We start from the raw sequence: 14,442 nt of genomic DNA on the forward strand, positions 1-14,442 counted from the left end.
AAGTAACCTATAGTGCTATTGTTAAAATTACCATTACTATTTATCGCATTATTTACTGGAGGGGACAATACAATGACAAATGAAACTGCCGCTGTGCAAAAATTGCCGGCCAGAAGTGAAATTGCAGTTGAAGATACTTGGAGGCTAGAAGATATTTTTGAGACAGATGAGGTTTGGGAAAAGGAATTTAAAGCAGTTGAAGCTTTAATACCTGATGCATCCAAGTATGAAGGTAAGCTTGGTGAAAGTGCAGACGTATTGTATGAAGCACTTCAGTATCAAGATCATTTGCTTTCAAGATTAAGCAAGCTCTATACATATGCTCATATGAAATATGATCAGGATACAACTAATTCGAAGTATCAGGGAATGGAAGACAGAATTAAAACTGTATACTCGAAAGCAGGCGCTGCACTGGCTTATGTTGTGCCAGAACTTCTTGCCATTGAAGAAAAAAAGGTAGAGGGCTTTTTAGAGGAAAAAGAAGAGCTCAAGCTTTATAAGCAAGCTCTTGATGAAATTAATTTACAGCGTCCACATGTGTTATCAGCCGAGCAGGAGGCTTTGCTTGCACAAGCGTCAGAAGTGCTTGGGGCATCCAGCAATACATTTGGAGCACTGAATAATGCCGATCTTGAATTCCCGGCTATTAAAGATGAAAACGGCAATGAGGTGGAGGTCACACATGGTCGTTACGTGCGCTTCTTAGAGAGTGATGACCAACGAGTGCGCCATGATGCATTTAAGGCAGTATACGGCACGTATGGACAGTTTAAAAATACCTTTGCAAGTACCTTAAGCGGAAATGTGAAAAACCATAATTTTAATGCTCAAATCAGGAAATATGAATCAGCAAGACAAGCAGCACTTGCCAATAATAATATCCCAGAGAGTGTTTATGATAACTTAGTCAGCACAATCAATGATAACCTTCACCTGCTGCACCGCTATGTAAAACTGCGCAAGAAAGTCCTTGGATTAGAGGAATTGCATATGTATGATCTCTATACACCTCTAGTAAAGGATGTAAAGATGGAGGTTTCATATGATGAGGCGAAGGAGCATATCTTAAAGGGGCTTGCACCATTAGGAGAAGACTATTTAAATGTGCTCAAAGAGGGCTTTGAAAACCGCTGGGTGGATGTACACGAGAATAAAGGGAAAAGAAGCGGTGCTTATTCATCAGGAACTTATGGGACAAATCCATATATACTAATGAACTGGCAGGATAATGTAAATAATCTGTTTACTCTAGCTCATGAATTTGGTCATTCTGTACACAGTTATTACACAAGAAAAAACCAGCCATATCCATACGGAAATTATTCAATTTTTGTTGCTGAGGTTGCATCCACATGCAATGAAGCTCTTTTAAATGATTACTTGCTTAAGACATTTGATGATGACAAGAAGCGTCTGTATCTCCTAAATCATTTCCTTGAAGGATTCAGAGGTACTGTTTTCCGTCAAACGATGTTTGCCGAATTTGAACATTTAATTCATGAGAAGGCTCAAAACAATGAAGCATTAACAGCAGAATCATTGACTGAAGCTTATTATGAATTAAATAAGAAATATTTCGGGGAAGAAGATATCATTATTGACGAAGAGATTGGTCTTGAATGGTCAAGAATTCCTCATTTCTATTACAACTATTATGTTTACCAATATGCTACAGGCTATAGTGCCGCTACAGCACTAAGCAAGCAAATTTTAGAAGAGGGACAGCCGGCAGTCGATCGCTATGTCGAATTCTTAAAAGCTGGAAGCTCTGATTATCCTATTGAGGTTCTGAAAAAAGCAGGTGTGGATATGACCAGCAAGCAAGCTATTGAAGATGCATGCAAAGTTTTTGAAGAAAAACTAAATGAGATGGAAGAACTTCTATCTTAAAAACTTTAATTAAAAAAGGCAGCTAAGCTACGTTCAGCTTTGGCTGCCTTTTATTTTTAGCTTTAATATAAAAGTGGGCAATGAAGCCTTAAAAAACCATCATATAGCTATGGCAATATGTTAGAATCCTTTAAATCGATTTCTGTTATTTAAGAAAGATATGAATGTTATTAATGAAGCAAACAATAGAGGTGCAGTAATAAAAAGGGGAACAAGCTTTAATAAACCTAATACATTTAGAAAAAAGCAAAAAATCAATACTGCCAGGATTGAAAAAAGTTGGATTTTTTTCATCTTTACACCTCCTATTACGAGATAACTTAAACGGAAATACAATTTATTCTACTTTATGAATTTGTCCAAGAAAAAATGAATTTGATATGTGTTTTGAATTTTTGACAATAATGTGAAAAGAAGCACAAAATGGTTGATGTTAATTGTTCCACATGATATATTATGGTTGTGAAGTTAATCACAAGCAAACATATACCCCTTTGTTTGATCGTGAAAAATTTCTCCCATCCCCTTTGTTCGTTTATGTATATGAAGAGCCGTGCAAAAAAGCATGGCTTTTTCATTTTAATCTCTCCTTTTAACCATGTCACGATTCTGTTAAATCCCCAGCAAATATCTTGCTTAGTTAAGTTCTATTTATAAAAAAAAGCTATGTCAGAAAGACATAACTTAAATTTTTTCACAGTATTTCCAAAAATGTCCGTATTTTGCCGGCACAGGTTCAGCTATTTGTTTAAGCTGCAGCTTTTTCATTATTCTATTTACTTCCGTTTCAGTCATATTATAGACAACGGCAATTTCTTTTGCCGCGACAAGTTTAAAGTAAGCAAGAAAATCTTCAATATCAGGCAAAGGAGATTTCTCCGGCTGCTCCGGAAGCATTTCTTCTAAAATCTGTTCGTAAATATCGTACGGATAATAACCTGTTACTTTAATCCCTTCCTCTTCAATATTTTCATTGAAAAAGACGAGCGTTGGAATTTCTTCAACTTCCATTTCAGCAGTGATTTTCAAATCGCATTGAAAGGCTTTTGCCGCACTTTCAGAGTGCATATCAGCGACAAATTCCACTACATCTAACCCAGTATCTCTAGCGCAATCTTTTAGCACTTCAAAGCTGGAAACATTTTGTTTTTCTAGAAACAGTGCTTCTTGCAGCTTCCGTAAAAAGCGAATGCCTGATTTCCTTCCTTGCAGCTCTGCCGCCTTAATGGCAATAGAGGCCAAATATGGAGAGGAGATTGGATTTTCAAACCATAAATTCCCATCGCAGGACATACCAGATCGACTCGCTGTTTTTTCCCAAAGCTCTGCGATGTTTTCATAATTTTTTTTGCGGCCCATATTTAAAGCAGCCAGCTTGCCGCTTAATACATGTTTAATGGAAAAATAGCGTCCATACTCAATCGTCAGCTTTTTTATAATCGGCTCCAACGCCCAGCATTCAGGACATAAAGGATCAAGGAACATGTACAATTCCAATGGTTTCTTTTCATTGCCATGGCAATGGGGAGACGCCATCTTTGTTTCAAATCGTTCATGATTGTTCAAGAGCTCTCACCTTTCATTTCATCTTTATCTGGAGTATTAATCATGTGCTGGGCAGTCAGGTTAAGCCTGGCAAAAAAATCCTCTCTTAATGGGCCGGTCAGCTCTACTTCATCCATTGCATTATGCATACATGAAACCCATGCACGAGCACGCAATGGCGTTATTTCAAAAGGCAAATGCCTGGCTCTTAGCATAGGGTGCCCATGCTCTGCTGTATAAATTTGTGGTCCGCCTAAATACTGAGTTAAAAATTGTTTTTGTTTCCTGGCTGTTTCTTCTAAGTCTTTTGGAAAAATAGGAGAGAGATCAGGATGCTCTGCAACTCTAGTGTAAAAAGCGTCGACAAGCTGATGAAGCTTATCTTCACCGATTATGTCAAATGGTGTCTGCATTTTTCCTGTCATATTCATTACTCCCTTTATTAAATTAGCTCAATGCCTGAATGATAGACACAGCATGAGCCACATTATCGTCTCGCAGTACATTTGCTGGAATATATTAAAAGTGGTGTATAGATGTAAATATGATTACAAATAGGTGTAACATGTTTATCGAGATATCTGTTTATATTTTATCAATGTAATCAAGATATCTCAAACAAACCGCATTTTGGGAATGAATTAGACTAGAATGCGATATATGGATAATGTTAAATTCGTGCATATTTAGGCTGGAGAATAGCAATGGGATTGTAAGTTGAAGAATAATTGTGGATAAAGACAGGAATAAGCCTGCAATCAAAGTCAGCAGGCTTATTTTTTACAAAGAGATCATGTTTAGTTATCTTTTAAGCAAAGTACGAGTTAGTAACCTTTTTAACATAATTTCTTGTCTCATTAAAAGGAGGGATGCCATTGTATTTGTCAACATTGCCTGGTCCTGCATTATAGGCTGCTAATGCAAGTTCAACATTGTCATCATATTTATCCAGCATTTGCCTCAAGTATTTAGTGCCAGCAAAAATATTTTCCTGAGGATCAAAGATGTTTGTCACACCCAGCCCCCTAGCAGTGCCGGGCATGAGCTGCATTAAACCGGAAGCACCAGCATGGCTTACTGCATTTGCATTAAAATTTGATTCTTGTTTTATCACAGATTGAATTAGCTTAACGGGTACATTATATAATTCTGAGGCTTTTTCAATCAGATCATTGAAGCTTCCATTTGTCTTTGTGCCTGAAAGCTTAGATAAGCTAAGAGGCATGAGGTTATTAGACGTACTCATCAAGGAATTCTTGTTTGCGAGCGGCTCAAGAGAAGCGACTGCGCCAAGAGTATTTGGTATTTGCGATTGCAGTGCAGATGTACTGCCGCTTGATAAGAAGTTGGTTAAAAGGTCATTGAATAATGAATCCTCACCTTTAGACGAGCCAGAGGCATTAAAATTCTGCAATGCCTGCAATTCAAGCATTACTTTTAATTGATTGACATTCATCTGTATGCGATCTCCTTCAATAGAAGTATAAAATATACGAACTGGCAGTTTATAGAATTATAATGAAGTCTTTCGGTTATATAAACGTTTAACCTTATTTTCTGTTTCCCTCATAGGAATGCGATATTCAGCAAGTAGCTCCTTAAAAATAACTTCGCCATTTGCTCGATCACTTACCTCATATTCTAACTCAAAATCCTCTTCATTTAAATAGTAACTATTGTCCAGTACTAGCAGTCCGCCTTTATATTCTTTTTCAGCTCTGAGCGTTTTTAATGAGCCAAAAAGGGTTATATCTTCTAAGGAAATGCCATTTTCAGTCAAGATCGAGAAAAGTTCATGGTGTAAAAATTCAGTTTGGTTTAAGCTTTTGGCATTAATTGCTATTTCAGCAGCTTCTTTAGTTAATATATCATTTGTTTCTAATAAACCATTCTCATGCGGCTGTTTTAAAGTAAGTTCATAGTGTCCATTCTTTTCCCGGATCCTTAAGGCGCTTTTCTGTTGTTTTAATTGGAAATTGGCTGTGTCAAAATAATAATTTGTTTGAGTTTGAAAATCTCCTTCAGTAAAGTTCAGAGATGATTTCAATAAATCAAACTCACTTTTTGTCAGCAGGTTTTTAAATTCAATTTCAATATGTTTATCCATATTTCAGTTCCTTTCATTGCTAATATTCATTATTATGGCAATCTAAAGCCAAAACTGCAATGACTGTCACCCATTAAATACTATTGTGCTGTCCTTGTATTTATGGCTCGCCAATCGTCAAGTTTTCTTTAGTTTTTTGTGGAGGATATGATAAAATAGGGGGGAGTCTGGAGGTATAATAATGAAAAATAAATTGACGATTTCAGCTGTACATTATCAAGAAGAAGTTAACGAACTTGTTTTATCCATTGATCGTGAGATTGACCTTTCTAACATAAAGCCGATGGAACAAATGTTAGTAGACTCTGATCACTTGGCTTTTGTTTACATATTGGAAGTGGATAACGATTATACATATTTAGTACTCCCAGAGCATTCGTGGAGTGATTTAAAGAAAGCTCATCAAACTGAAGCTGCAGTAAAATTGACAAACGGCAAAACGGAGATTTTATTGACTGCATTCCAAGAAGAACTTTCCTACCTTATCGAAAATATTACCGGCAACAGCAATTATGGTGAAGTTATGGTAGAAAAAGTTGAAAGTATTTTTCAAGGTATAACTCAAGAATAAAAGATATAGAATTCATTATTTCTTGATGTCTAGAGGTAAGCGTCAATAGCTTGAATAGTGCTAAGCAAGGCGCTTACGCTTTTCTATTGTCTAGCTTCAGCGCCTAGCCCCTCGAGGTTATAAGTCAATCTGTCCAGAAGGTCAAAGAACGACCTTCTAGCCAGCTCGTCTTATGCTTGTCGGGGCTGATCAAGGCGCTTACGCTTTTCTAATGTCTAGCTTCAGGCGCTAGGGGCTCGAGGTCATAAGCCAATCCAGTCAAAAGGTTAAAGAACAACCTTTTACCTGGCTCGTCTTATGCTTGTCGCCCCTGAGCAAGCGCCTTACGCTTTTCTAAAAGGGTGGTATTTATGCATTGGGATCTTTTTTTGGCTCCATATAAACAGGCCGTTGATGAGTTAAAAGTAAAGCTTAAAGGAATGAGAAGTCAATTCGAGATGAATTCTGATCATTCTCCGATTGAATTTGTAACTGGAAGGGTAAAGCCCATTGCAAGTATATTAGATAAAGCAAATCAAAAGGGTATCCCATTGGATCGGCTTGAATCAGACATGCAGGATATTGCTGGCTTAAGGATGATGTGCCAGTTTGTAGATGATATAAGAAAAGTAGTAGAAATTTTGCGGCTGCGGAATGATTTTGAAATTGTTGAAGAACGAGATTATATTTCGCACAAAAAAGCAAGCGGATACCGTTCTTACCATGTCGTCATTGCTTATCCAGTGCAAACAATCAAAGGCGAAAAGAAAATTTTAGCTGAGATTCAAATAAGGACACTTGCCATGAACTTTTGGGCAACGGTTGAGCATTCATTGAATTATAAATATAAAGGACTTTTCCCAGACGATTTAAAGATGAGGCTCCAGCGAGCAGCAGAGGCTGCTTTTCGCTTAGATGAAGAGATGTCAGCCATTAAAGGTGAGATACAGGAAGCGCAAGCATTCTTTACTCGCAATAAGAAAAAGCAGTAGTAAATAGATAGCATGATCCTCAAATGAATGTAAAAGAGGTGCTTTAGACGATGAGATTTGCCATAACTTCTAAAGGGAATTCTGAATCCAATACCCTGATGCACAAAATGAAATCCTATCTACTTGATTTCGAATTAATCTATGATGAAGAAGAGCCGGATCTTGTTATTTCAGTTGGAGGTGATGGCACTTTATTGTATGCCTTCCACAGATATAGCAGCAGGCTTGACCGAACAGCTTTTATTGGTGTACATACTGGTCATCTGGGCTTTTATGCGGATTGGGTTCCAGAAGAAATTGAAAAGCTCGTTATTGCCATTGCAAAAACTCCTTATGAGATAGTAGAGTATCCGTTACTTGAAACGGTTGTAAGGTATCAGAATGGCGGCAAGGAAACAAGATATCTGGCCCTAAATGAATCTACAGTTAAAGCAGATGACGCAACTCTTGTTATGGATGTAGAAATACGGGGGCAGCATTTTGAAAGATTTAGGGGAGATGGTCTCTGTCTTTCAACACCATCTGGAAGTACTGCTTATAATAAAGCGCTCGGCGGAGCGATTTTGCATCCATCACTGCCTGCCATTCAGCTGGCGGAAATGGCGTCTATTAATAATAAGGTTTTCCGGACAGTCGGTTCACCACTAGTTTTGCCAGCACACCATACTTGCATGTTAAAGCCAGTGAATGAACAAGATTTTAAAATAACGATTGATCATCTTTCCTTACTGCATAAAGACGTCAAATCAATACAATTCAGAGTGGCGGAAGAAAGAGTTCGGTTTGCAAGGTTTAGACCGTTTCCATTCTGGAAACGAGTTCATGATTCTTTTGTAGCAGATTGAAAAAACAGATGAATAGAGGCAAGATGTTGTGGCATCTTTTGAATTAGAATGGATAATTGAAAAGGATAGCAGCGGAGTAATGCTGAAACAATTTCTTTTCGAAAAAGGGATTTCCAAATCAGCTTTAACGGATATAAAATTCAGCGGCGGTTCTATCTTTGTAAACGAAGAAATAGAAAATGTCCGTTATGTTTTACAAGAACAGGATCGTGTGAGGGTAGTATTCCCTAATGAAACCACTAGTGAGGGGTTAAAGGGAGAAAGGCTGCCCATTTCAATTGTTTATGAGGATTCTTATGTTATGGTCGTTGACAAAAAGGCAGGCATGAGTACGATCCCTTCACGTGAGCATCCCGCCGGAAGCCTGGCTAATGCCATTATTGGCTACTATGAGGACATTGGTTTACAATCCACCGTCCATATTCTGACAAGGCTTGACCGCGACACGTCAGGTCTAGTGCTTATTGCAAAGCACAGACATGTTCATCATCTTCTGAGCAAACAGCAAAAGATTCATGAGATAAAGCGAACATATGAAGCACTGGCAGAGGGCTCTTTAGACGACTATGGCATCATTGAGGAGCCAATTGGGAGAAAGAAGGAAAGTATCATTGAACGAGAAGTCAGAAGTGATGGTGCTTTTGCACGTACTCGGTACGAAGTAAAGAGAAGGTATGATCAATTTACTCATGTACAGCTCATGTTAGATACTGGCAGAACTCATCAGATTCGTGTTCATTTATCTTTTCTAGGCCACCCGCTTCTTGGAGATGATTTATACGGGGGAAGCGTAGCAAAGATCAACAGACAGGCACTGCATTGCTGTCATCTAACGTTTTACCACCCCTTTTTGAAGAAGGTTCTTTCATTTTCATCACCGTTGCCTGATGATATTAAAAGACTGCTGCATAATGCAGGTGAACAATAGAAAAGGGTTATGTCTGGAACCAATCTAACTATATACGGACATGATAAAGCCGGAATGTGATTTTCCCGGCTTTTTCTTTTGCTGAAATGATCATTTATCCATTAGATAGGGGCAACATAAGTTTATATTTGATTAGAGGCGCAGATGCTGACGTATTCAGCAAACAAAATCCATTATATAAGGTCATTTTAATGTTTATTTAAGTTTATGAAACTTTTCACTGGCACTGTATGCGCTATCATTGTTAAGATTGGCGTGTACATTTTGCTTACAAAGAATTCATGGCTAAAAGGCTATTGGAATAAAGGGAGGGATTTGATGGAACACGGTGCATCTGTTGCATCATTAGTAATTGTTATTATCGTTGCATTTTTAACACCTATTATTTTGCATCGTTTAAAATTTAATGTTCTTCCGGTAGTAGTTGCAGAAATTTTAATGGGACTCATTATCGGGAAAAGCGGATTTAATATTGTACAGGAGGATATGTGGCTAGAAACATTATCAACACTTGGTTTCATATTTTTAATGTTTCTGAGCGGACTTGAAATAGATTTCAGTGCGTTTTCCACAAAGAAAAAAAGGGAAAAGCTGCCTAGCGGCAAGCTCGAACCCAATGCTTTTTCAGTAGCCACTATCGTATTTATTGGAATTTTTGTTGTATCACTAGGGCTATCGTATTTATTCGTCCTTGCTGGATTTATTGATAATGCCTTCTTGATGACCTTAATCATTTCAACGATTTCTTTAGGTGTAGTTGTGCCGACTCTGAAGGAAGCACATATTATGAAATCAGGGATAGGCCAGATCATCTTACTAGTCGCTGTTATTGCGGATTTAGTGACAATGATTTTATTAGCAGTATTTGTTTCCGTTAATGATGGCGGGGAAGGCAATACATGGCTGCTTCTTGTCTTATTCGCAGCTGGAGTCGTTTTATACTTCATTGGAAGCCGCTTTAAAAATCGCAGCTTTATTGAATCTTTGTCAACAGGAACTGTACAAATCGGCACAAGAGCAGTTTTCGCTTTAATCATCTTCCTTGTAGCCCTCTCTGAAACAGTCGGTGCAGAGAATATCTTAGGGGCGTTTTTAGCAGGAGTGCTTGTGTCGCTATTATCTCCAAATCAAGAATTGGTACATAAGCTCGATTCATTTGGGTATGGTTTTCTGATTCCGATTTTCTTTGTAATGGTTGGGGTAGATCTCGATATTTGGGCATTGTTCAGTGACAAGAAAATGCTGCTGCTTATCCCGCTGCTGCTAATCGCCTTGCTGCTTTCAAAATTGATTCCGATTTTGTACTTGCGTAAATGGTATGACATGAAAACAGTGATTGCATCCGGTTTTCTATTAACGTCTACGCTCTCGCTTGTTATTGCAGCAGCTACAATTGGAGAGCGCATGGGTGTGATCACCGCTGAAATGTCAGGAACACTTATTTTAGTTGCGGTAATCACAAGCATATTTACTCCTATTGTATTTAAAAAGGTTTTCCCGGTTGATACACAAAAAGAAAAGAAATTAAGAGTAGCGTTTGTTGGAGCAAATCAGCTGACTATGCCTGTTTCAAGAGAACTTGAATCCGGTTTATATCAAACAAGCTTGTATCATAAGAAACAAGAGAAAGCTGATAAGCAAATTGCTGATTCAGTATTTAATATCAATGAGATTCCTGACTTTACAATGGATTCATTGGCAAATACTGATATATTAGAATCGGACATTATTGTTATATCCACTGGGGATGAAAAGATTAATGTTGAGCTAGCAACAGGATTTAAGGAAAAAGGCGTTAATCGTGTCATTGCGAGAACAGAAAGTCCGCAAATGGAAGATTTACTGCGTTATAAGGAGGTTGAGGTATTCTCGACCATTCTTTCAACCAAAACACTATTGCGTTCTCTGATTGAATCACCTGGTGTAATCAACATCCTGACGAACCAGGAAACAGCATTATATGAGGTCAAGTTACTGAATCCTCAGTTTGACGGCATGCTGCTTCGAACGTTTCCGTTTACGGGTGATGTTATCTTCGTCAGAATCCTAAGAGGAAAAGATGCCATCGTCCCACATGGAGATACAGAGCTTCATCTGAATGACAGACTGATTATTACAGGTTCTAAAGAATATGTAGATGAACTAAAACGTGAGCTGGAGCTAGTGTAAACATATGTATTCACAAGTGATCACGCGAGCGTAATTAATCAACTCAGTGATACCCGAATGATTAGAAGATAATATCTAATCATTCGGGTTTTTTTATTAAAATACATACAATGCTAAGACGAATCATCCTTTTGCCCTTTTCTTTTTACAACAATTCATGTAAAATTAGGACTAGGTATTAATATCATGTAATAGTAATGGAGGCTGTTTAATTTGACAATTTCTTTAAAAGATAAAACATATGTTGTTATGGGTGTAGCTAATAAACGCAGTATTGCATGGGGAATTGCAAAATCTTTGCATGAAGCAGGGGCAAAATTAATTTTTACGTATGCAGGCGAGCGTCTTGAAAAGAGTGTGCGTGAATTGGCAGAATCATTAGAGGGAGCAGATTCCCTTGTGTTACCTTGTGATGTAACAAGTGATGACGATATTAAAAAATGCTTTACACAAATCAAAGAAGCTGCTGGCAGCATTCATGGAGTTGCTCATTGTATCGCTTTTGCCAATAAAGAAGAATTGCAGGGTGAATACATGAATACAACTCGTGATGGCTTCCTGCTTGCTCATAATATCAGTTCATATTCTTTAACAGCTGTTGCAAAAGAAGCAAGAGGTCTTATGACAGAAGGCGGCAGCATCGTAACGTTAACATACTTAGGCGGAGAGCGTGCAATTAAAAATTACAATGTTATGGGTGTAGCAAAAGCATCTCTTGATGCAAGTGTAAAATATTTAGCATCCGATCTTGGAGTAGATGGCATCCGTGTAAACTCCATTTCAGCTGGTCCTATTCGTACACTTTCTGCAAAAGGTGTAAGTGATTTCAATTCTATATTAAAAGAAATTGAAGAGAAAGCACCATTGCGCAGAACAACTACGCCAGAAGAAGTTGGCGATACTGCCTTGTTTTTATTCAGTGATTTAGCAAGAGGGATTACTGGAGAAAACATTCATGTAGATTCTGGGTTCCACATTTTATAAGAGAATTTTGAGGCTGGGACATAAGTAACTAACATACCTATTGAACCGAATGGTAAGGAAGATCATCTTTCTAATCATTCGGTTTTTTATTAAAAATTATAAAATATATTTTATTTCATGAGTGAAATGGAGCGGAGGGCCCTCGACTCCTGCGGGCTGCAGAGCAAAGGGTGAGACCCCGCAGGAACGAAGTGACGAGGAGGCTCAGCTTGCTCCCCGCGGAAAGCGAGGGTCCGCAGCGAAATGGAACGGTCTTGATTAAATACCGAAACTAAGATATTGAATATTCGTGTTTTAGAAATATTAATTTCGTTTTGTCCCAGCCTCTTTTTTACATTTAACCGATAATTAACACTTTAAAACTTGAAGAAATTTTTAAGTGGAAAAGAACGCCTAGTTTCAGCATACATATAATACGATGAATGAGTGAAAGAAGGAGGGAAGTTTATGCTTGCTAAGGATAAAAAAGAACCGCTTCTATATATCAATCAGCCGAATATCCACTATCCTGAAGTGAATATGCAAAGTGTTTTCTCATCAAAGAAATCAAAACCTGCTGTAAAAGAAATGCAGCTGCAATTTGAAGAACAGGAATCAAATGCTAAAGTTGATACATTTAAGGAAACAAAGCTGTCAGATGTTAAAGTGGCTCCAGTTGAAAATAAACAAGAAGTAATAGAAGAGTATGAAGAACAGCAAAGAGGACATTCCAATCCGTTTTCAAAAGAAAGAAGGTCCTCTTTTAAGAGAGTAAAAAGCTTTAAAGAAATGAATATAATGGAAAGATTGCACTATTTAGATCACTTTCCACATCAGCTGCCGCCAGTAGCTTGTATTTTCGAATGTACTGATGTTTCAGTAAAAGGAATTCTTATCAATAAAACTGACTTCGAAATTGAAGTAAAAACATTCGATAGCAATGTTGAAAAAATGTATATAGCTGATTTGATTTCAGTTAAGATGATCGGCATGAGATAATCGCTTGCAATGATCAAGGCAATGTCCAAAAAGCAATTACGAATGAGCTGCGGGCTTGCATCAGCATAATTTTACAAAGTTCCTTTCTATATAACTAAAAATGACTGCCTGCAGATGTAAAAAAAGCCAGCCGATTCATTCGGCTGGCTCTAATTGCATATTAATTAGTCTTCGCAAACATCAAGATCTACGTCTGCGATACATTGAACTGCACAGAAGCAGCTAAGGTCAACTGTAATGCAATCGTCTGTACTGCGGAAGCCATCAACTTTGCATACTTTCTTCAAATCGATGCAGCAATCATCTACGATATCTACTGTTTCGAATTTTGGTCTGCCGCCTTGCCCTTCACATTCTGAAACTGGCTCAAGTACTCGAAGAACAGCACAGCAGTTATCGAACACATCCTCTACGCGGAAGAAGATTGAAACGCATGCACAATCACTTCTGTTTGTAAAGAACGCGTGGAATGGTGACCCATCAGCAGTTTTTAATACGAAAACACGAGTATCAGGACTTTTTCTCTTTTTATTATTACTTGGTGAAATGGCTCCAAGAGGCTCTAAGAAACAGTTGGAAGGGCATTCGCACGTATCTTCTGCATTATCTTGAATATCTTTAATAGCACGAACTACTTCACATACACAGCTTTGGCCTTTGAAGTCGTCTTTCTTTCCACAACCCATATTTGTTTCCTCCTTTATATTTCTTGTGATCTACATTAATAACATATTGCGAGGGAGCCCTTTAGGACACGGGCAAAAGCCTTGTTATGGGAAAAATAGGCGCTTTTTTATAAGTTTGGAAAGGGGAGTTATGATGGAATTGACATGGCTGGAATTATTCATCATTGTCCTGGCTAGCTTTCGTCTTACACGGTTATTGGTCTACGATCAAATCACGCAGTTTATCCGGTCGCCGTTCTTCAATGAAGTGGAGGAAGTAGATGAGTTTGGTCAGAAAGAAACCTATTTGGTTCCAAAGAATAGGGGAATTAGAGGGTTCTTCGGTCAGCTTTTAAGCTGCCATTGGTGTACAGGGGTGTGGTGCTCCATTTTTATATGTTCCTTATTTTTTGTTTATCACAGCATTGCATTTCCCTTGCTTTTAGTGCTCGCTGTGGCAGGATTGGCATCCATAATTGAAGTGCTTGTGCAAAAATGGCTGGAAGACTAAGAGAAGGTAGGCATTTACTTCACACAATAGAAAGTATGTGCACATAAACTAACAGCAGGAACAATTTAATCATTAGGGGGCATTTATATGTTCAAAAAAGCAACGCAACCTGTTAAAGCAGCACCAGTTCAGCAGCAGCCCAAGAAGAAAAATAGTGGCTGCGGCTGCGGCAAAAAGACAAAGAAATATTAAGGATATAAGCCAGCTGAATAAGCTGGCTTTTTTTCATGGGCTTTTTCTTGCAAGATTAGATGTCTTCTAATGGCAAGCAGGCA

15 protein-coding genes are annotated in these 14,442 nt (G+C 38.0%); 9 read left to right on the forward strand and 6 right to left on the reverse strand.

Annotated elements, in window-relative coordinates:
- The first annotated feature begins 72 nt into the window (after positions 1-72).
- On the forward strand, positions 73-1,893 hold the full coding sequence (gene pepF, locus J1899_RS07585; RefSeq protein WP_214478279.1) for an oligoendopeptidase F: 1,821 nt from the start codon (positions 73-75) through the stop codon (positions 1,891-1,893).
- Positions 1,894-2,013: 120 nt separating this feature from the next.
- Here the strand turns inward: pepF and J1899_RS07590 are convergent, their stop codons facing one another.
- From J1899_RS07590 to J1899_RS07610, 5 genes are all read right to left on the reverse strand, one after another.
- Entirely contained in the window at positions 2,014-2,187 is a 174-nt protein-coding gene (locus J1899_RS07590) for a hypothetical protein (protein WP_180320235.1), read from the reverse strand.
- Between the two features lie 390 nt (positions 2,188-2,577).
- Entirely contained in the window at positions 2,578-3,429 is an 852-nt protein-coding gene (locus J1899_RS07595) for a ClpXP adapter SpxH family protein (RefSeq protein ID WP_066451660.1), read from the reverse strand.
- A 26-nt stretch (positions 3,430-3,455) separates the two neighbouring features.
- Positions 3,456-3,863, reverse strand: coding sequence for a globin domain-containing protein (locus J1899_RS07600; protein WP_214478280.1), 408 nt, complete (start codon positions 3,861-3,863; stop codon positions 3,456-3,458).
- Positions 3,864-4,246: 383 nt separating this feature from the next.
- Positions 4,247-4,894: a lytic transglycosylase domain-containing protein gene (locus J1899_RS07605; RefSeq protein WP_066447494.1), complete on the reverse strand. Its 648-nt coding sequence runs from the start codon at positions 4,892-4,894 to the stop codon at positions 4,247-4,249.
- 57 nt (positions 4,895-4,951) lie between these two features.
- Entirely contained in the window at positions 4,952-5,545 is a 594-nt protein-coding gene (locus J1899_RS07610) for a CYTH domain-containing protein (RefSeq protein WP_066447491.1), read from the reverse strand.
- Positions 5,546-5,726: 181 nt separating this feature from the next.
- Here J1899_RS07610 and J1899_RS07615 point away from each other — a divergent pair, with 181 nt between their 5' ends.
- From J1899_RS07615 to J1899_RS07645, 7 genes are all read left to right on the forward strand, one after another.
- A complete protein-coding gene (locus tag J1899_RS07615; protein WP_066447486.1) occupies positions 5,727-6,116 on the forward strand; it encodes a UPF0738 family protein in 390 nt (129 codons plus the stop codon).
- Positions 6,117-6,466: 350 nt separating this feature from the next.
- Positions 6,467-7,087: a GTP diphosphokinase gene (yjbM, locus tag J1899_RS07620; protein WP_214478281.1), complete on the forward strand. Its 621-nt coding sequence runs from the start codon at positions 6,467-6,469 to the stop codon at positions 7,085-7,087.
- A 50-nt stretch (positions 7,088-7,137) separates the two neighbouring features.
- On the forward strand, positions 7,138-7,932 hold the full coding sequence (locus tag J1899_RS07625; RefSeq protein ID WP_066447481.1) for an NAD kinase: 795 nt from the start codon (positions 7,138-7,140) through the stop codon (positions 7,930-7,932).
- Positions 7,933-8,011: 79 nt separating this feature from the next.
- The gene (locus tag J1899_RS07630; protein ID WP_214478789.1) at positions 8,012-8,860 is read left to right on the forward strand and encodes an RluA family pseudouridine synthase; all 849 of its coding nucleotides are present in this window, start codon (positions 8,012-8,014) and stop codon (positions 8,858-8,860) included.
- 318 nt (positions 8,861-9,178) lie between these two features.
- Positions 9,179-11,029, forward strand: a complete 1,851-nt coding sequence (locus J1899_RS07635) for a monovalent cation:proton antiporter family protein (protein WP_066447478.1) — start codon at positions 9,179-9,181, stop codon at positions 11,027-11,029.
- A 213-nt stretch (positions 11,030-11,242) separates the two neighbouring features.
- Positions 11,243-12,013, forward strand: a complete 771-nt coding sequence (fabI, locus tag J1899_RS07640; protein ID WP_066447475.1) for an enoyl-ACP reductase FabI — start codon at positions 11,243-11,245, stop codon at positions 12,011-12,013.
- 447 nt (positions 12,014-12,460) lie between these two features.
- A complete protein-coding gene (locus tag J1899_RS07645; protein ID WP_214478282.1) occupies positions 12,461-12,991 on the forward strand; it encodes a CotO family spore coat protein in 531 nt (176 codons plus the stop codon).
- A gap of 164 nt (positions 12,992-13,155) precedes the next feature.
- Here J1899_RS07645 and J1899_RS07650 read toward each other — a convergent pair whose 3' ends face one another.
- Positions 13,156-13,677, reverse strand: a complete 522-nt coding sequence (locus tag J1899_RS07650) for a CotY/CotZ family spore coat protein (RefSeq protein WP_066447470.1) — start codon at positions 13,675-13,677, stop codon at positions 13,156-13,158.
- Positions 13,678-13,807: 130 nt separating this feature from the next.
- On the opposite strand from J1899_RS07650, the gene J1899_RS07655 reads away from it, so the two are divergent.
- The gene (locus J1899_RS07655; RefSeq protein WP_343216742.1) at positions 13,808-14,167 is read left to right on the forward strand and encodes a DUF1360 domain-containing protein; all 360 of its coding nucleotides are present in this window, start codon (positions 13,808-13,810) and stop codon (positions 14,165-14,167) included.
- Positions 14,168-14,442 lie beyond the last annotated feature (275 nt).

It is taken from the genome of Cytobacillus gottheilii (assembly GCF_018582665.1).
Taxonomy (GTDB): domain Bacteria; phylum Bacillota; class Bacilli; order Bacillales; family Cytobacillaceae; genus Cytobacillus; species Cytobacillus gottheilii.